General features: G+C 66.1%; 18 protein-coding genes. 3 read left to right on the top strand and 15 right to left on the bottom strand.

What is annotated here, in order from left to right; genetic code table 11:
• Window positions 1-98: 98 nt before the first annotated feature.
• Complete coding sequence (locus tag FOZ70_RS10430) at window positions 99-644, bottom strand: cytochrome P460 family protein (protein ID WP_219705795.1); 546 nt, start codon at window positions 642-644, stop codon at window positions 99-101.
• Window positions 644-1,687: an alpha/beta hydrolase gene (locus FOZ70_RS10425; protein WP_219705793.1), complete on the bottom strand. Its 1,044-nt coding sequence runs from the start codon at window positions 1,685-1,687 to the stop codon at window positions 644-646. The genes FOZ70_RS10430 and FOZ70_RS10425 overlap by 1 nt, the downstream gene beginning before the upstream one ends.
• 339 nt (window positions 1,688-2,026) lie before the next feature.
• Here FOZ70_RS10425 and FOZ70_RS10420 point away from each other — a divergent pair, with 339 nt between their 5' ends.
• Complete coding sequence (locus FOZ70_RS10420; RefSeq protein ID WP_219705791.1) at window positions 2,027-2,431, top strand: hypothetical protein; 405 nt, start codon at window positions 2,027-2,029, stop codon at window positions 2,429-2,431.
• Window positions 2,432-2,551: 120 nt separating this feature from the next.
• Here the strand turns inward: FOZ70_RS10420 and FOZ70_RS10415 are convergent, their stop codons facing one another.
• From FOZ70_RS10415 to FOZ70_RS10385, 7 genes are all read right to left on the bottom strand, one after another.
• Complete coding sequence (locus FOZ70_RS10415; protein WP_021156724.1) at window positions 2,552-2,806, bottom strand: hypothetical protein; 255 nt, start codon at window positions 2,804-2,806, stop codon at window positions 2,552-2,554.
• A gap of 24 nt (window positions 2,807-2,830) precedes the next feature.
• Window positions 2,831-4,009, bottom strand: coding sequence for an acetate/propionate family kinase (locus FOZ70_RS10410; protein ID WP_048021656.1), 1,179 nt, complete (start codon window positions 4,007-4,009; stop codon window positions 2,831-2,833).
• 4 nt (window positions 4,010-4,013) lie between these two features.
• On the bottom strand, window positions 4,014-4,952 hold the full coding sequence (locus FOZ70_RS10405; protein ID WP_060230116.1) for a phosphate acetyltransferase: 939 nt from the start codon (window positions 4,950-4,952) through the stop codon (window positions 4,014-4,016).
• Between the two features lie 19 nt (window positions 4,953-4,971).
• Complete coding sequence (locus FOZ70_RS10400; protein ID WP_219705789.1) at window positions 4,972-7,320, bottom strand: DUF3141 domain-containing protein; 2,349 nt, start codon at window positions 7,318-7,320, stop codon at window positions 4,972-4,974.
• Between the two features lie 68 nt (window positions 7,321-7,388).
• Window positions 7,389-8,168 (bottom strand): enoyl-ACP reductase FabI, encoded by a 780-nt coding sequence (gene fabI, locus FOZ70_RS10395; RefSeq protein ID WP_196481696.1) that lies wholly within the window; start codon window positions 8,166-8,168, stop codon window positions 7,389-7,391.
• Between the two features lie 441 nt (window positions 8,169-8,609).
• Window positions 8,610-9,887, bottom strand: a complete 1,278-nt coding sequence (locus FOZ70_RS10390) for an epoxide hydrolase (RefSeq protein WP_021156719.1) — start codon at window positions 9,885-9,887, stop codon at window positions 8,610-8,612.
• Window positions 9,888-10,090: 203 nt separating this feature from the next.
• Window positions 10,091-10,795 carry an SDR family oxidoreductase gene (locus tag FOZ70_RS10385; protein WP_027790713.1) on the bottom strand — a complete coding sequence of 235 codons (705 nt, stop codon included), beginning with the start codon at window positions 10,793-10,795 and terminating at the stop codon, window positions 10,091-10,093.
• A gap of 134 nt (window positions 10,796-10,929) precedes the next feature.
• On the opposite strand from FOZ70_RS10385, the gene gcvA reads away from it, so the two are divergent.
• Window positions 10,930-11,871: a transcriptional regulator GcvA gene (gene gcvA / locus FOZ70_RS10380; RefSeq protein ID WP_059556132.1), complete on the top strand. Its 942-nt coding sequence runs from the start codon at window positions 10,930-10,932 to the stop codon at window positions 11,869-11,871.
• 26 nt (window positions 11,872-11,897) lie between these two features.
• Complete coding sequence (locus tag FOZ70_RS10375; protein ID WP_219705787.1) at window positions 11,898-12,179, top strand: hypothetical protein; 282 nt, start codon at window positions 11,898-11,900, stop codon at window positions 12,177-12,179.
• Between the two features lie 10 nt (window positions 12,180-12,189).
• On the opposite strand, the gene FOZ70_RS10370 is transcribed toward FOZ70_RS10375, so the two are convergent.
• From FOZ70_RS10370 to FOZ70_RS10345, 6 genes are all read right to left on the bottom strand, one after another.
• Complete coding sequence (locus FOZ70_RS10370; protein ID WP_219705785.1) at window positions 12,190-12,786, bottom strand: pyridoxamine 5'-phosphate oxidase family protein; 597 nt, start codon at window positions 12,784-12,786, stop codon at window positions 12,190-12,192.
• A gap of 95 nt (window positions 12,787-12,881) precedes the next feature.
• Window positions 12,882-13,073: a hypothetical protein gene (locus tag FOZ70_RS10365; protein WP_048021647.1), complete on the bottom strand. Its 192-nt coding sequence runs from the start codon at window positions 13,071-13,073 to the stop codon at window positions 12,882-12,884.
• 12 nt (window positions 13,074-13,085) lie between these two features.
• Window positions 13,086-14,285 carry a PLP-dependent aminotransferase family protein gene (locus FOZ70_RS10360; protein ID WP_219705783.1) on the bottom strand — a complete coding sequence of 400 codons (1,200 nt, stop codon included), beginning with the start codon at window positions 14,283-14,285 and terminating at the stop codon, window positions 13,086-13,088.
• 307 nt (window positions 14,286-14,592) lie between these two features.
• On the bottom strand, window positions 14,593-15,561 hold the full coding sequence (locus FOZ70_RS10355) for a hypothetical protein (protein ID WP_219705859.1): 969 nt from the start codon (window positions 15,559-15,561) through the stop codon (window positions 14,593-14,595).
• Window positions 15,562-15,667: 106 nt separating this feature from the next.
• Window positions 15,668-17,311: a DUF2334 domain-containing protein gene (locus tag FOZ70_RS10350; RefSeq protein ID WP_176129778.1), complete on the bottom strand. Its 1,644-nt coding sequence runs from the start codon at window positions 17,309-17,311 to the stop codon at window positions 15,668-15,670.
• 12 nt (window positions 17,312-17,323) lie between these two features.
• The gene (locus FOZ70_RS10345; RefSeq protein WP_048021737.1) at window positions 17,324-17,620 is read right to left on the bottom strand and encodes a hypothetical protein; all 297 of its coding nucleotides are present in this window, start codon (window positions 17,618-17,620) and stop codon (window positions 17,324-17,326) included.
• Between the last annotated feature and the right edge of the window lie 612 nt (window positions 17,621-18,232).

The following is an 18,232-nucleotide window of genomic DNA, read 5'->3' as shown; positions in this document are numbered from 1 at the left end:
CGGGGTTATGGGGCGGGCAGTCGCACACCATTCGCCACCGATGACGGGACGTTAATGAGCCGCGTGTATCCCGGCGACTCACCTTGCTCACGCCTCCGTCACGGCGCCAGCCGCGTGAACACGTAATCGTGATTCTTCACCCGCGCCTGGTGGCACGCAAAGCACGTCTGGTGCTGGCCGATATCGGCCGGCACGCCGTTGATGAACCGCCCGAAGCCCCAGCCGCCCGTCGACGCATAGCGGCGCGAGTCCTTCACCATCACCTGCACGGTCGTCGCCTGTCCGGGCACCGTCGCGGGCGCGAACTCGTCGGACTGCTTGCGCTTGTACGCGAGCTTCACCAGGATCGTACCGTCCGGAAACGGCAGTGTCGCCTGTTCGAGCGCGCGGATCGCGACGGGATTGCCGAGCACGACACGCAGTTCATCGAGCGGCGCGGCTTCTTCGGCCGGGGCGACCACTTCCCACTTCCGGTAGCCGGGCGGGATCGTCACGCCGTAAATCGGCGACGCGGCGGCGGCAGCCGGCTTCGGCTGCTCCGCGAACGCGGCCGGGCCGCTCCCCGACCACGCGCCGGCCAGCAGCACGCCCGCGACGAACCCGCGGCGCACGCCGCGCCGCACGCCACCCATGCGCGCCCGCATCACAGGTGCTCCACTTGCAGGATCGCATCCGCGAACGCCTGCGGCGCTTCCTGCGGCAGGTTGTGGCCGATGCCGCCGGCGATCGTGCGGTGCTGGTACTTGCCGGTGAACTTCTTCGCGTACGCGGCCGGTTCCGGATGCGGCGCGCCGTTCGCATCGCCTTCCATCGTGATCGTCGGCACCGTAATCGCAGGGCCTGCCGCAAGGCGCCGCTCGAGGTCGTCGTATTGCGCCTCGCCCTTCGCGAGCCCGAGACGCCAGCGATAGTTGTGGATCACGACGGCCACGTGATCGGGGTTCTGGAACGACGCGGCCGTGCGCGCGTAGGTTTCGTCGGAGAACTGCCATTTCGGCGATGCGAGCTGCCAGATCAGCTTGTTGAACGCATCGCGGTTCGCCGCGTAGCCCAGCGCGCCACGCTCGGTCGTGAAGTAGAACTGATACCACCACTGGAATTCGGCCTGCGGCGGCAGCGGCTTGCGGTTCGCCTCCTGGCTGCCGATCAGGTAGCCGCTCACCGACACCAGCGCCTTCACGCGCTGCGGCCACAGCGCCGCGATGATGTCGGCCGTGCGCGCGCCCCAGTCGTAACCGCCGAACACCGCGCGGTCGATCTTCAGCGCATCCATCAGCGCAACGATGTCGACGGCCGTCACGGCCTGCTGGCCGTTGCGCACCGTGTCGGCCGAGCGGAACGTCGTCGACCCGTAGCCGCGCAGGTAAGGCACGATCACGCGATAGCCGGCCGCGACGAGCAGCGGCGCGACTTCCGCGTAGCTGTAGATGTCGTACGGCCAGCCGTGCAGCAGGAACACGACCGGGCCGTTCTTCGGCCCGAGGTCCGCATACCCGACGTTGAGCACGCCCGCGTCGATCTGGTGGATCGTCCCCAGCGACGCGGCGCCGGCCGCGCGCTTCGCAGGCGCTGCATCGGGCGCCGACTGCGCGTGCGCCAGGGCGCTGAAGCCGAGGTCGGCGAGGCTGAGGCTCGCCAGCGTCGTACCCAGGATCAGGCGGCGGCGGGTGTTCACGGTTTCGGGCATGACTCGTTCTCCAGTGTCGATCGCTAAGGAAGGTGACCGCGGCACGTGCGGGCACTCGGGAATCTGCATTCTCGGCAGCGGCGCATGGCATCGCGCCGCCGTGTGAATCGCTTCACCGGTTTTATACCCGAGCCCTGGCGAGGCTTTGTATCCCAACGTATCTGTCGGCGAACACGACACACGACGATTCAAAAATCGCTCGGGAAATGCGGGTTCGCAGGGGTCACGTGCCACGCGCCGGCCTGCCCCGCCGATGGCATGGCCACGCACCGCCTCTCGCTTCGGCGCCGAAACGCGGCGATACTACGCCGCTTGCCGTGACAACCCGCCCGATTGCAGGTGACCGAATTGACCGATGCCGACCAACAAGACGCTCCCGTGCGACAGGCGGGCACGCACGGGCCGCCGCTCTGGCTCGCGACCATCCTGACCGCGTTCGGGCTTGCGGCGCTTCTGCTCGCGTGGTTCTCCGGATACGCCACCGCCTACTGCGACACCCTGGGCGGTGCCGTGGTCTGGGTCGTGTTTTTCACGGCGGCTTTCGTTTTTGCCGCCTTCAGGGACAACTGGAACATCTTGCCGGTCGGGCTGGTTGCCTGCATCGCGCTCGCCGTGGTCGTCCGGCGGCTTCCGCGTTTCAAGGTAACGTGGCGTCGATTTTTGATCGTGCTGCCCTGTGTCTATGCCGCGATGATGCTTCTCACGTGGCTGAGGGACGTACACGGCACGTGCCGGATCATCTGACGGTGACGCCGCCCCGAGACACCGCGGAGGTATGACACCGCCCCACTCCGCCGATGAACACGGGCCGCATGCCGGCCTGCGCGCATTCACCGCTCGAACCACGCCGCCGCACGCAGCCGTTCAGTCCTTCCGGTCCGGCAGGATATGCGCGCGAATCGAGCGGCCCCGCCACGAGATGTGATCGATCCGGGCGCGCAGCGAGTAAAGCGCGACCGACGACAGCGTGTTGAACCGGAGCAGCGCGATGGGGGTGCCGATCCCGGCCGGCACGCGCTCGATCGCATCGAACTGCGGGAATCCATGCCGCGCCAGGAACGCGCCGACCTCGTCGTCGCGCGCGTGTTCTTCGACATTGACCAGCAGTAGTTCAGCCATGAGGATTCCTTGCTCGTTCACCCGTCACCGGATCAGCCGGTGCGTATGGCGCGCGATCATCAGTTCTTCGTCGGTCGGGATCACCCACGCCGATACGCGGCTCGATGCCGTCGTGATCAGCGGCCCGCCCGTGCCGTTCGCGTCGACGTCGATCTCGACGCCGAGCCACGCCGCACGGCGCAACACCCCCTCGCGAATCGCCGCCGCGTGCTCGCCGATCCCCGCCGTGAACACGACGGCGTCGATTCCCTCCATCGCGGCCGCGAGCGAACCGAGTTCGCGCGCGATGCGGTAGACGTACAGCTCGATGGCGAAGCGTGCGTGCGGGTCGTCGCTCGCGAGCAGGGTGCGCATGTCGCTCGACAGGCCGGACACGCCGAGCAACCCGGAACGCCGATAGAGCAGATCCTCGACGGCGCGCACGTCCATCCGGAGTGCTTCCATCAGGAAGATCACGACACCGGGATCGAGGTTGCCGCAACGCGTGCCCATCGGCAGCCCGTCGAGCGCCGTGAACCCCATCGTGCTCGCGACGCTCTTGCCTGCCACGAGCGCGCACATGCTCGCGCCGTTGCCGAGATGGGCGACGACCGTGCGCCCGCGCGCTGCCGCCGGCGCGACGTCGGGCAGCACGCTCGCGATGTACTCGTACGAGAGCCCGTGGAAACCGTAACGGCGCACGCCCCGGCTGGTGATCGACGCGGGCAGCGCGAACGCCTGGGTCACCGCGGGCTGCGTGCAGTGGAACGCCGTGTCGAAGCAGGCCACCTGCTCGACGCCGGGCCGCATCGTTTCGAGGATACGAATCGGCGTCAGGTTGTGCGGCTGATGCAACGGCGCGAGCGGGGTGAGTTTCTCCAGCTCGGCCACGATCTCGGGCGTGACGCGCACCGGGCCGCTGAAGCGTTGTCCGCCGTGCACGACGCGATGGCCCACCGCCGCGAGACGGTGCCCTTCCTGATGCGCGCCCAGGAACGCGGCGATCTGCTCGAGCCCTTCCTGATGGCCGAACGTATCGCCGCCGGCCCATTGCCGTTCGTGACGCTCCGCGTGGCGGTCGACAGCGCTGAAGTGCGCCGTGGCCGTGTACAGGCCCTCGACCTGGCCATGCACGATCAGGCCGAGCGTGTCGCCGTGCACGTCGAATGCGGAAAACTTGATGCTCGACGAGCCGGCATTCAACACCAGAATCACGTCTGCCATGGCGTCACCCCACGCGCCGGGCCGCTTCGCGCTGCACGTTCGCGACGAGCATCGCGACCGCGCAGGAAGCCAGCCGGGTGATCAACGAATCGGCACGACTCGTCAGGATGACCGGCACGCGCGCGCCGAGCACGATGCCCGCCGCGTCTGCACCGGCCAGGAACGACAGGCTCTTGGCAAGCATGTTGCCCGCTTCGAGGTTCGGCACCATCAGCACGTTCGCGTGCCCGGCCACCGGCGAATCGATCTGCTTGATGCGCGCGGCTTCGGGATCGATCGCGTTGTCGAGCGCCAGCGGGCCGTCGACGAGCGCGCCGGTAATCTGCCGCCGATCCACCATCTTGCACAGCGCGGCGGCTTCGAGCGTCGACGGCACTTTCGGGTTGACCGTCTCCATGGCCGAGAGGATCGCCACACGAACCTGCGGAAAATCCAGCGCATGCGCGAGATCGATCGCGTTCTGCAGGATGTCGACCTTTTCCTCGAGCGTCGGCGCGATATTGATCGCCGCGTCGGTCACGATCAGCGGGTCGGCGTGCGCGGGCACGTCCATCACGAAGCAATGGCTGATGCGCCGGCCCGTGCGCAACCCGGAATCGTGCCGCACCACTTCGGCCATGAGTTCGTCGGTGTGAAGGCTGCCCTTCATCAGCGCGGACGCGCGGCCGTCGCGTACGAGCCGCACCGCCGCCGCTGCCGACGCCTCGCTGTACGGCGCATCGACGATCTCGTGATCGCCGATCGGCAGCTGCAACTCCGCGGCGGTCGCTTCGATACGCGCACGCGGGCCGACCAGGATCGGCTCGATCAGCCCCTTGCGCGCCGCCTCCAGCGCGCCCTCGAGCGAGCTTCGATCGCACGGATGCGCGACGGCCGTCGGCATCGGCGCGAGTGTCTGGCAATGTTCGATGAGGCGGCGATATTTCTCGTGTCGGGTTTCCATTGCGGTTCCTTGCTGTCCGTCACTGCACGCGTTCGAGTGTCGCCAGCGCCCCCCTGGCCGGCAGCGTGGCAGGCGGCGCGCCCAGTACCGCGCGAATGCGTTGCAGCGCCGCCCACTGTTGCTCGCTCACCGACGCGCTTTGCACGCGCGCATCGCCCAGCAGCTTGTCCAGCAGCGTCAGCAGCCGCTGGCGGTCTTCCGGCCGGGCAAGCAGCACCGGCAGCGTGGCGACGGCCTGTTGGGGCGCGTAAGTCGCGATGATCTCCTGCTCGCCATAGATGCGCCGCCACTGGTCGGGCGGCAGGTTCGGCAGGTATTCGGCGTAGGTTTCGGCAAGCTCGCGCTCGGCCGCAAGCTGCGCCAGCGGAAACGGTTCGCCGTTGCGCTCGAGCAGGAACGCCGCCCGCGCAACCGCTTCGGTGTAGCCGCCACGGTCGATCGACGCGAGCGCCGCCTTCACGAACGGCAGGTCGCGGGGGTCCGCCGCCGCCGGCGCAGCCGCGTGGCGGTCGCGATACTGCTCCCCGAAATGAAGCAAGGCCGGCTGGGTGTACAGCGTGAAGAACAGCGACTCGATGCTTGCATCGCGCATCGCGCGGAAACAGTCGAGCGACGCGCTGACGATATCCGAGCCACGCCGTTCGAGCTTGCGCCATGGCTCGATGTCGTCGGCCGGCTGGCGGTGGGCCCTGAGCGTGTCGGCGGCGGGCTTCAGCCAGCGAAGCCAGGGATTCAGGTCCGAAAACGCCCAGCGCTGGAAGCGCAGCGGATGAAAGTCGCGCAACAGGTGCGCGGTGGTCTCGTTCGATGCCTGCTGCACGTATGGCTGCATGAACAGTTCATACGCGCGCTGCGTGAATTCGGACAGCGCGGCGACGGCCTCGAACGCTTGTTCGTCCTTGCGCCCGAAGCGGTTGAAGTATTGCGCGATCTCTTCCAGACGGTGCTCGGCGAAGGTGACGTCGTACGTGACCTTCCCGTCGGCGCCCTTCACTTCCTCGATCGACATCGCATAGAGGCCGGGCGGCAGCGTTTCGACGGCATCCAGCACGCTGACGATCTGCGCGTGCTCCTTCTTCGCGACCTTGCCGGAGACGAAGATGCCGAGATGCCCCACGTCCTCTTCCACCAACCCGATGATGACCTGCCCGCGCGCCTTGATCTCCTCCGTGCTGCCGTAGATGTCCGCGACCCAGTTGAACGCCTGCTGCGGCGGCGTGATGTTGTCGCCCATCGACGCGAAAAGGATGATCGGCGAGCGGATCTCGCGCAGGTCGAACGCCTTGCCCGATCCGTCTTTCACTTCGCCGGACCAGAGCTTGTTGCCGATGAACAGGTTGCGCGTGATCCATTCGATCTCGTCGCGGTTCATCAGGTAGTAGCCGCCCCACCAGCGCTCGAACTCGAGGAAGCGCGGCGGCTCGGTGTCGATGTGGTCGTACACGTGGTAATACTTGTCCCACAACGTGTTCGCCGGGTTCAGGTTCTCGAAGTTCTGCACGAGATAGGCGCCGTCGAACTTGCCGTTGCCCAGGTCCGACGCAAACGACGCGAGCCACGTGCCGCCGAGTATGCCGCCGGCATAGCGCATCGGATTGTCGCCGGGCCCCTCGCTCCACGCTCCGCTCCAGTACGACATCGGGGCGCCGTTGATGACGATCGGGCCCGTATCGTCCGCCGACGAACTCGCGAGCATCATCGCGGCCCAGCCGCCCTGGCAGTTGCCAACGATGGCCGGCTTGAGGCTGTCCGGATGCAGTTCCCGCACTTTCCGGACGAACGCCTGTTCCGCGGCACACACGTCGAGCAACGTCTGGCCGGGCTCGGGCTCCTGGAAGAACACGACGAAATACACGGGATGCCCCGCGCGCAACGCCACGCCGACTTGCGAATCGTCCTTGAAGCCGCCGATACCCGGGCCGTGCCCCGCGCGCGGATCGATGATCAGGTAGGGCCGCTTGCCGGCGTCGACGATCACGCCATCCGGCGGCTGGATGTGAACGAGCGCGTAATTGACGGGCCGTGCGAACTGCCGGCCGTCGAGCACGACGTCGTAGTCGAAATGCAGCACCGGCTTGAGCCCCTCGGCCATGCGCTCGACATATTGCGTGCCGCGCTCGCGCAGCGTGTCCCAGAACAGCAGCGCGCGCTGTGCGGCGTCGACCGCGTAATGCCACGCGCCCAGCGGCGAGAATGGCATGGCAAACGGGTCGGCGCCCGGCGCCCGGCCGGGGCCGTCGCTGCCGTCGAACGCTTCGCCCAACCGTTTCCCGTACTGTTCCAGCGCGTGCTGCGTGCGCTTTTGCAGGACGTGGACAATCTCCGTGGCGATCTCATGACTGCGCGCCAGTTGCGTGGCAGCATCCATAACACTGTTCTCCAGAGGGGCAAGGTGAATCTCGACGCATTCCGGGAGCGGCCGCCTCGCGCCAGGCGTCAGCCGAGCACGTGCATCCCCGCGTCGATGTAGTGAATACCGCCGGTCATCGCGCGTGCGGCATCGCCGGCGAGAAAGGTGCACAACGCACCGACGTCGTCGATGTCGAGCGGACGGCGCAATGGCGCACGCCGGGCGGTGTCGTCAAGCAGATGATCGAAGTTCGGCAGCCCGGAGGCCGCCCGCGTGGCCAGTGCACCGGGCGACACCGCATGCACGCGAATGCCGGCCGGCCCCAGCTCGACAGCGAGGTATCGGACGGTGGCCTCCAGCGCCGCCTTGACCGGGCCCATCACGCCGTACTCCGCGATGACCTGGTCGGCCCCGATATAGGTCATCGCCATCAGGCTTCCACCGGACGTCATCAACGGCTCGGCCAGTTTCGCCATCCTGATGAACGAGTGGCAGGAGGTATCCATCGCGAGCGCGAACCCTTCCGGCGAACTGTCGACGACGCGCCCGTGCAGATCGGCCCTGGGTGCATAGGCAACGGCATGCAACAGAAAATCGAGGCCGCCCCACTGTTCGCCGATCGTGTCGAACACCTCGCGCATCTGGTCGGCCCGGCTCACATCGAGCGGCATCGCAATCGCCGGCTTCAGCTGGTCCAGCAGCGGCTCGATGTACGGCAACGCCCGGTCGGATTGCCAGGTCACCGCCAGTTCGGCACCCGCCGCGCGAAATGCGCGCGCACATCCCCACGCGATGCTCTGCTCGTTCGCCAGGCCGACGACGATGCCTCTCCGACCTTCAAGCGGGCGCATGCCGTCGCAAGCCATGCGTGACTCGCGCACGTCGTTATTCGTCATCGCGAAACCTCGGGTCGTATTTTTTCACCGGACGAAACCGTGAAAAAGCCGATACGGCTTTTTGCCGCGTGCCAATAAACAGGATGATTTGTCCGCACTCAGGTGCAGTCGCGGATCATTGTATTGAGGGTTTCAATACATCAGTCAATTCACGCGACATATTTTGATTTTTATCAAAATCGCTTTTTAATCAAATAATTACGATGGAATGTTTCTTCCAGAACGGGTTTTGTTCATCGATATGTCATTCAATCGTGAACGGAAGCGCCGTGCTGTTTCTGCCGTAAAACGGCCGCTTAAACAGGTAACGCCGGCAGCAATAACGACGCTACGGTGAATTCAGGAACGTGCACGACGGAAGCAAACGCCGGCCGCATCCGCGCCGGCCCGCGTTCGCCCGTCCTCCCTCGCTTACACGCGCCGCAACGGCCGGAACCCGGCGCGCACTTCACGCGCGAACAACTCCGGTTCCTCCCATGCCGCGAAATGCCCGCCCTTGTCGACTTCGTTGAAGTAGATCAGGTTGTGATAGCTGCGCTCGGCCCAGCTGCGCGGCGCCTGGTAGATCTCGCCCGGAAACACCGTGATCGCGGCCGGCAACGCGATATCCACCGCGTTGAAGTTGTTCGAGTGATCCTCCCAGTAGATCTGCGCGGCGGACGTCGCGGTGTTCGTCAACCAGTACAGCGAGATGTCGTCGAGAATCTCGTCGCGCGGAATCGAACGCTCGGGCACGCCGCCGCTATAAGTCCACTGCGAAATCTTGTCGTACATCCATGCGGCCTGCCCGGACGGCGAATCGGCGAGTGCATAGCCGACCGTCTGCGGGCGCGTGACCATCATCGCCGAGTACCCGCAGTTGTCGCGATAGAACGTCGCGAGCTTCTCGTACGCGGCCTTCTCCTTCGGCGACAGCGACGCCGGCGCGGGTGCATCGGTCGCGAGCAGCGTCGCGATATCCGGCGGCACCGTCGCCGGCATGTTCACGTGAATCCCGGCCAGGCCCTGCACGCGCTGCATCGCCATCCGGTGCGAGATCACCGAGCCGCAGTCGCCGCCCTGCGACACGAAGCGCGTATAACCGAGCCGCGCCATCAGCTCGCCCCACGCGCGCGCGATGTGGTCGGAACCCCAGCCGGTCTGCGTCGGCCGGCCCGAGAAGCCGAAACCCGGCAACGACGGCACGACGACATGGAACGCATCGTCGGCGCTCGCGCCGTGCGCGGTCGGGTCGGTCAGCGGGCCGATCGCCTTCAGCAGCTCGAAGATCGAACCCGGCCAGCCGTGCGTCATGATCATCGGCATCGCGTTCTCGTGCCGCGAGCGCACGTGGATGAAATGAATGTCGAGCCCGTCGATTTCCGTGATGAACATCGGGAAACCGTTCAGGCGCGCCTCGCCCTTGCGCCAGTCGTAATCGGTGCCCCAGTAGCGCAGCAGCGCCTGCATGCGCGCCAGCCGCACACCCTGCGATTCGTCGGCGACGGTCTCGCGGCCCGGCCAGCGTGTTGCCGCGATGCGGCGGCGCAGGTCGGCGACGGCTTCGTCGGGAATGTGCGCGGTGAACGGGCGTATGCCGCTCGCGCCGGTCGCGGCATGCAGCGCCGTGGGCAGCATCGCGGAGACCCCTGCGGCCACGGACGTGGCAAGCAGGTGGCGACGCATCGGGGAAAACGGTGTGGAAGACATCGTTCGGCATCTCCTTTCGTGAAGTGGAAAGTGAACATGCCGCGCGCGGGGCCGCGCCTTCGCTTTCAATCCGGCGCGCCCGGCTCACGCGGCGTCGCCCATTTGAAAGGTCTGATGTATCCCGGATTTGTCTGGTTTGTACGCGTTTGTAGCGGCTGCGCGGCGAGCGGCCCGGCCGCTTCGGCCGCTCGCCCGCGCGACGTTCACAGCGCCTTGACGATCGCGCCGTCGACGCGAATGTTCTGCCCGGTGATGTAACCCGCGCCGTCGGACAGCAGGAACGCGACCGTCTTCGCGATCTCGCCGGTCTTGCCGAAGCGGCCGGCCGGGATGCGTGCGACGATCTCCGGCGTTTCCGGCCAGCTGTCGATGAAGCCCGGCAGCACCGCGTTCATCCGGATGTGCTCGGCCGCGTAACGTTCCGCGTAAAGACGCGTCCATGCGCTCAGCGCCGCGCGCAGTGCCGACGAAACGGGCATCGGCTGCTCGGGCGCGTCCGCCGCGAAGCTCGAGATGTTCACCACCGCGCCGCCGCCCTGCTTCTGGAAGACCGGCGTCACACGGCGCATCACGCGCACCACGTTCAGCAGGATCAGGTCGAGCCCGGCATGCCAGTTGTCGTCGGTGATCGCCAGCAGCTCGCCCTTCGGCGGATGCCCGGTGTTGTTCACGACCGCATCGATGCGGCCGTAGCGCGCGAGCGTTTCCTGCACCAGCCGGTCAATGTCGGCTTCTTCCGTCACCGAGCCCTGGATGCCGAACCCGCCCAGTTCCTCGCCGAGCGCCACCGCGCTGCCCGACGGCGACATCAGCGCGACGCGATAACCCGTCGCCGCCAGTTCGCGCGCGATCGCCGCGCCCATGCCCTTGCCCGCCGCCGTGATCAACGCCACTTTTTCTACAGTCACGATCTGCTCCTCATTCGAATCCTGCCGCCGCGCAACCGCCGTTCGGTGCGCCATGGTGGTAATGTAGGCGCATCGATACCGACTGTCGAACCAGTATTTCTGCCTCCAGCCGATAGTTTTTCTACAGCCTGACGATGCCGCCTCGCCCCTCCCGCCTGCCGCCGCTGAATGCGCTCCGCGCGTTCGAAGTGTCCGCGCGGCACCTCAATTTCCGCGCCGCCGCCGACGAGATCGGCGTCACGCAGGGCGCCGTCGCGCAGCAGGTGCGCCACCTCGAGGACGTGCTCGGCCTGAAGCTGTTCGAACGCCTGCCGCGCGGCCTCGCGCTGACGCACGACGGCGCCGCGTATTTCTCCGACGTGCAGCGCGCGCTGCACGCGATCGCCGACGCGACCGACAAGCTCGTGAAGCGGCGCGCCGCGCTGACCATCAGCACGACGCCGTCGTTCGCGTCGAAGTGGCTGATTCCGCGGCTCGCGCAGTTCACCGACGCACACCCCGACTACGACGTGCGGGTGATCGCCGACCCGCAGATCGCGACGTTCCGCCACGACGGCGTCGATCTCGCGATCCGTTACGGCAAGCCGCCGTTCGGCAAGCATCTCGCCACGCATGCGCTGTTCCCGCTCGACGTGTGTGCCGTGTGCAGCCCCGCGCTGCTGACCGCGCCGGCGTCGCCGCGCGCGCTTGCAAGCCACGTGCTGCTGCACGACGCGCACGACCTGTGGCCCGAGTTCCTCGCCGCGATGCCGGAGCCCGTCGACCTCGATCCGCACAAGGGGCTGCGCTTCAACCAGACGTCGCTCGCGATCGATGCGGCCGTCGCCGGCCAGGGCATCGCGCTCGCCACCGATCCGCTCGTCGAGCGCGACATCGCCGCGGGCCGCCTGTGCAAGCCGTTCGATTTCGCGTTTCCGCTGTCGATGGGGTTTTATCTCGTGTATCCGGCCGAGCGGCGCGACGACGACGCCATCGTCGTGATGCGCGAATGGATGACCGCGCAGGCGGCATCGGACGGGCGGCCGCCCGATTCACCCGACTCGGCGGGCAGCCGCGGCGCGAGAAAGAGCGCTTAGGGCGATATGCCGCGAGGAGACACTCGATGGGATGGGAAGAACGACACGGCGGCATCTGGACGGGCGTGCTGATGCCCGGCGAGCACCCCGTTGCCGAAACGCACCTCGCCGATCGGCATCTGGTCACGCTGATTGCGCAACGGCCCGATGGCCTGTATCGGGCCGTCGTCCTGGGGCATCACCCCGATCCGCAGTGGCGTCTGCCGTTCTGGGGAGAAGTCAGCGCGCCCGCGATCGTCGGGTCGATCGACGACGGCGAGCAGTACCTCGCCGCGGCATTGGCCCGTCACGTCGAAAGCGGCGCGTGAGCAGTCCGGCTCAGGGCGCGATCCACCGCCCTTCGTAGCCGCCTTCGTGCAGGTCGAACACCGCGCGGCGATGGCCGGCGCGCGCGAGTTCGAGCCAGTCGATGCGCGTCACGCTCACGTGAAGCAGGCAGAAGTTCTCGTAACCGTCGTCGTCGGGATTGGCGCGCGGGCTCGCCGACACATGCGCGGCTTCAGGCGACTCGACCGGCGCACCCGGCGGCAACGGTGCGCGATACAGCAGCAGCGTATGCGGGCGACTCGATTGCCAGATCGCGCGGCGCTGCGCTTCGTCGTCGCAGATCGAAGCAACGCCCTCCACGCGAATCTGCACGAGCGCATCGAGATCGCTGGCGACGAGCGCGATGCGCGGATCGCGGCGCAGCTCCGCGACCTTCTCCGAACGCGCATCGGTATGAAACGACAGCACACGATCGGCACGGTTCACCTGACGCAACACGATCGTGCGTACCTTCGGCGCGCCGTCGATACCGAGCGTCGCGGCCTGCAGCATCGTGAACGGCGAACGCTGCGCGCTCACGCCGGATGCGAGGCAGGACCAGAGGCGCTCGTATGTTTGCGCGAGCGATTCGGAAGTTGAGTCGGACATGGCGAAGCGGCGATCGTGCGTGTTGCGATCGCGCAAGCTTAACCGCTTGCGGCGGCGCCGGCACACGTGCGGCGCGCCGGCCGTCGCCGCGCGGCTCAGTTGTAGCCGAGCACGACCGATGCCGCATCGCCGATGTCGTCCGCCGGCTGTGCGCCGAAGCGGCCGAGCACGTCGGCCACATACTGCGGCCCTGCGCTGATCTGCGACGAGCGGTGCGCGACGGGCCGGTTATCGCCCGCGCGCGGTGCCGCGCCCATCGGTACGGTGTCGTTGACGGTGATGTTCACGTTGCTGTCTCCTCACGCGGCGAACGCCGCTCCATACGCGCGCACGAGGCGCGCGACGCCTTCCCGGATCGCATCGACGTCCGGCGCGGCGAACGACAGGCGCAGCGATGCCGCGTCGACGTTGTCCGCGAAGAATGCCTTGCCCGGCACGAACACGACCTTGTTCGCGATCGCCTGTTGCAGCAGCACGTCCGACGACACCGCGCCGATCCGCGCCCACACGAACATCCCGCCTTCGGGACGATGAAACTCGATCGCATCGCCGAGGCCGTCGCGCAATGCGTCGCACATCGCAGCGCATTTGCGCTGGTAAGCGGCCGTGATGCGCGGCAGATGGCGTTCGAGCGCGCCGTCGGCCAGATACTCGGCGGCGGTCGCCTGCGTCCACGGCGTGCTGCACAGGTCGACCGTCTGCTTCGCGATCACGCAGCGGCGCACGATCTCGGCCGGCGCGATCGTCCAGCCCACGCGCAGCCCCGGCGCGACGATCTTCGACAGGCTCGCGAAATGCACGATCCAGTCGCGTGCGCCGTCCACTTCGTCGGCCAGCGCAAGCATCGACGGCACGGCTTCGCCCGCGAAACGCAGGTCGCCGTACGGATCGTCCTCGACGATCAGGAAGCGGTATTGCACCGCGAGACGCAGCAGCTTCAGCCGTCGTTCGCGCGTGAGCGTTGCGCCCGTCGGGTTCGCGAAGGTCGGGACCGTGTAGAGCAGCTTCGGCTGCGCGATCGCGCCGGAGGAAAGCTGTTCGCCGAGACGATCGACGTCGAGCCCCGCGCCGTCGACCGGAATCGTCACGATGCGCGCCTGCTGCAGACGCATCGCCTGCAGCGTCGCCGGATAGGCCGGCTGCTCGGTCAGCACGACGTCGCCGGCCGACACCATCACGCGCAGCAACAGGTCGAGCCCCTGCTGCGAACCGGTCGTGACGAGCAGCTCCGCCGCCGTGCACGCCACACCGCGACGCGCCATCAACGCGATCAGCTGCTGCTTCAGTTCGGCAAGGCCATCGGTCGGGCCGTATTGCAGGCAGCGCACCGGCTGCGCATACGCGCGCCCGGCGGCCGCGTTCAGGCCGTCGACGTCGAACAGGTCGCTGGCCGGATAGCCGCCCGCGAAGGAAATCATGCCCGGTTCGGACAGGTACTTGAACAGTTCGCGGATCGGCGAGCCGGCGGGATTCTGGAATGAGGGAGTGAACGCGTACATGTCGTCGTGAGCTGGATGGCGCGGACGGCCGGGATAGCCGCCAGGTACCGGCCACCGCGGCACTTCTGGCGCCACGGCGGCGAAATCGAGCCACGATTGTCGATAGTCATTAAGGCCGCGGCAAACGATATCTATGCACTAGGTCTTGCGGTTTGGTCATCAAATGGGGCGTGGGGCAGGAGCAGCGAATGGGCGATCGGCCGCGTACGCCGCGTGCCGGGCACGCGTTGCCGCCGGAAAGCCGATCCGCCCGATTGTTTCGCCGCACGCGCGCCCTGGCCGCCCCGCTCGCCGGGTCCGAACCGGGTCAGTGCGCCGTGCCCACCGGCGCGGCCGGCGGCGGCTTCGGCTTCCACGTCGAGAGCGTGCGCGTGAGGTCGTCCGACACATAGTGCGGACCATCGAACAGGTAGACCGGATAACCGCGATACGCCAGCAGTTGCTTGCCCAGCTCGTCGGCGCTGGCTGAACGGAATCCGCCCCGCTCGGCAGGCCTGAACGCCTCGGCGATGACCCGCACGCGCCGTTTGCCCAATTTTGCAACCAGTTCGTCGAGGTAGGCGCGCGCGACATACGGCTCGCGGGCATAGACACCGCAGCCGTCCTGGAAGAACACGCCGACGTCCGCGGGCAGCCACGCCGCGAGCCAGTCCGCGAGCGCCTTTCCGCCGATGTTGGTCTGGTCGTACACGCTCACCCAGAGCGGCCGCGGCAGCCGTTGCAGGACGGCGGCGAGCTTTGGCGCGTCCTGCCAGGTCGGATCGATCTCGACCGGAAAGTAGTAGCCGGCGACATGCAGCGGAACCGGTGCGCGCGCCACTTCCAGCGACTGGTCGGCGAGCGTCGACAGATGGGTGCGCGCCCGTTTTTCGTCCTGGTAGCCGGCCAGCCCCAGGATGACGTTCCTGGCCCACGGCTCACGACCGATGCGCTCCCAGTCGGGCAGGTGCGCGGCAGGCTGGATCGAGGTGCCGGCGATGAACGCGGTGTCGTCGACGACGGTCCATTGAATCAGCAGATCGTGAATGCCGAGCATCTGCCAGTTGCCGACCGGATTCGTCGTCGAGTTGTCCACCTGCCAGACGATGCCGTCCGCGTGCACGTCGTGCGCGGTCCAGCTGCAGGCGGCCACGACGAGCGAGGCGCCGATCGCCGCGAGCGTCGCCGCCCGGGATGAACGCGGCGCGACTGAAAGCGGGCCCGGTCGCGCGGCGAGCCGAAGCCGGCCCATACGCCGTTGAATCCTGCGCCAGGCCGGGATCGCGTACGTGGTCATCGCTGGCTCTCCGGAAGCATGCCTGCGCGTCATCGTAGCCGATCGAACGCAAACGTGCGACCCGCATCGGCGATGCGGGTCGCACGGGGCTTTCGCTACACCTGCATCACTTGGCCGTCGTGCCGTCCACCCACGTGTAGCCGAGATTCGTAATGCCGGTAATCATGCTCTGGAAGTCCTGGAACGCCGGCAATCCGAGATCCGGTTCAAGCCAGTACGGATGGAAGAAGAACGACGCGAAACCGTCGCGTACCGCCAGGCCATACCGGGCATTGGTCACGATTTGCTGCCACGTGTACGTGATGCACGAGAACGGGTCGATATTGCAGATGTTGTACTGCACGCTGCCCAGGTTCTCCGGAACGATCCGCTGCCCGTAGTAATCGGCGTTGATGATGTACGGGAAAAACTGCCCGGCCGAAAAGTCCTGGTTGGCGGCACCCGTTCCGAGTTGGGGCTTGGTCGACGTGTAGTACACGGCCCGCTGGAACGTGGTCGGGAACGTGAGGGCTGTCGCCGACGACGCGGCCGGCGACATCTGGTACTGCGGCGCGGCCCAGCCGACGATCTTGTAGCCGTTGAGCGTGAACTCGAGCAGGCCGTCGGCCATTCGGCCTTCCGCCCATGGGATGGAGTCCTCATCAACCGGCCGGTTCTGCACCGCGTACCAGAACTCGTAGTCGCTGCCGCTGACTGCATTCAGCAGGTTCGGCGTCGAATCGTACTGGTGCGTATAACCGTGCATCACGATCGAGCCGCCGCGCGCGAGCGCGTAGTTCAGCGCCTTCTTGAGGCCCGTTGCCTGCGCCAGATGGATCGTCTCCGGCACGCCGCCGTTGTAATAGCCGTTCGGGTCCGTATACAACGGGATGGTTGCCATCGTGAACGGAATGTGCTTCGAGTACATGTAATTCGTCAGCTGCTGCATCGAACTCGTCGTCGTATACGCGTCGAGGTCTTCCAGACGGACGAGCGCACGATGATTCACCGGTGCATTGGTCTGCAGGATGTCGTGCAGGATGTCGCAGATCACCAGGTAGCGATCCGTCGGGCCGATGTAGGAAAACGGCATGTCCGCGAAGTACCAGAAGTTGCCCGAGCGCATGATGTACGGCGCGGTTGCGCCGCTCTGGCTGTTCTTGATGGTGACGAGCGCTTGCGCCTTGGTGGAATCGACGACCTGGGTCAATCCGATGTCCGGATCCGCGCTGATGACGCCCGTCGACGCGTTATAGGCGTAGTACTTGACCATCGACAGGTTCTTGTACGTGACCGTATCGTAGAAGCCCGGATTCGGATTGCTCGCCGACGGCGTCGCGTTCATCCCCGCGAGGCCCAGGAAGCTGAACCCGAAGGTCTGATTGAACGTGAACGCCGTGTTCCAGGCCAGTTGCCACAGGTTGTACTTGAACCAGACCACCGTCTTCTTGGTGGTCATCACGTCGCTCATGAACGCCGTCGGAATCGGGTTGTTGTAGTAGTCGCCGATATAGAACGTGACGTCGTGGCTGCCGACCATGCCGGACGTGTAGTTCTGGATCGGAACCAGATCGATCGTCGCATTGAAATGGCCAAGCAGGTTCCTCAGCATGATGCTGTACATCAGGCCGAGCTTCGAATAGGGGTCGTTGGCCGGGTTGTCGTACAGCACGAGCGTATGGGCAGTAGTGGCCTGCGCGTGCGCGGTGCCCGGCAATGTCATTTGCGCGAGCCCCGCTAGCAGGGCGATGACGAGCAAGATCTTTTTCATGGCCGTTTCTCCCTAGTCGCGTTCCACATTGCCGTTGAGTTTCTTGACGGAATTCTTGGTGAACTTCGGGCGCCCCGTTTCCTTGTATGCCTTCTCCCAATCCTCGTCGGCCATCCCTGCTTTCACGTTGACGTGGGCCGAGCCGTTCGGGAGCGGAGGCGGCTTGATGTTCATGACGGAAGCGTTGCCTGTCGCCTGCGCATTCGCATCCTGAACGCCGACGGCGATGGCGAACGTGGTGATCAATGCGACGAGTGATCCGGCGATGCTCAACCCGTTTCGAAAAGATTCATTGCGATGCGAAGGCATGATTTTCATCCTTTGATATGCAAAATAAGTTCATCTCGCTCACGAGACGAGCATGGAGAATCACCCTCCGGAATCGGGGCGCCATGTCGTTGACTTTTGCTGCGCAATTGAAACCAGACAAATAAATCCGGGAGGAGATGGCTTTACTTTCAAGCTAGATCCGTACCATCGGTCGCAAATGGGCTTGCGCCAAGGGGGTGAAATTGACGCATCGACGCCACTCAAAAATTGCGTCGATAAAACGTTTCAGGCGTGCAACGCGGCGGTGTCATGAATTTAATCGGACAAACGCGCGAACCCTGTTCGTACGATTCAGGGAAAACCAGTCAATCGCCGAGCTTCGCCGAGCACGACGCGAAAATTTCCTCCGATGACATGCATGTGCAATGACGACTGAAGCACCGGCTTTCCGGTTCGACGCCGGTTCATCCGGCTGGTCACCGCCGGAATCGCGTGACGATTTCCCGACAGCGACAATCGGGGCCCGGCAGCGGGTCGGGAAACGATGTGTCATCCGGTCGATCGACGGCGTGTTTCAGCACTGAAACATTTGGCTCGGATTCGGCGGGCCGATCCCGTTCGGCTAGCCGCGATGTACGTAACGTCAAGGGT

The organism is Burkholderia sp. COPS (assembly GCF_019425585.1).
GTDB classification, from domain to species: domain Bacteria; phylum Pseudomonadota; class Gammaproteobacteria; order Burkholderiales; family Burkholderiaceae; genus Burkholderia; species Burkholderia cepacia.
This window is presented reverse-complemented; position numbering and strand designations above follow the sequence as displayed.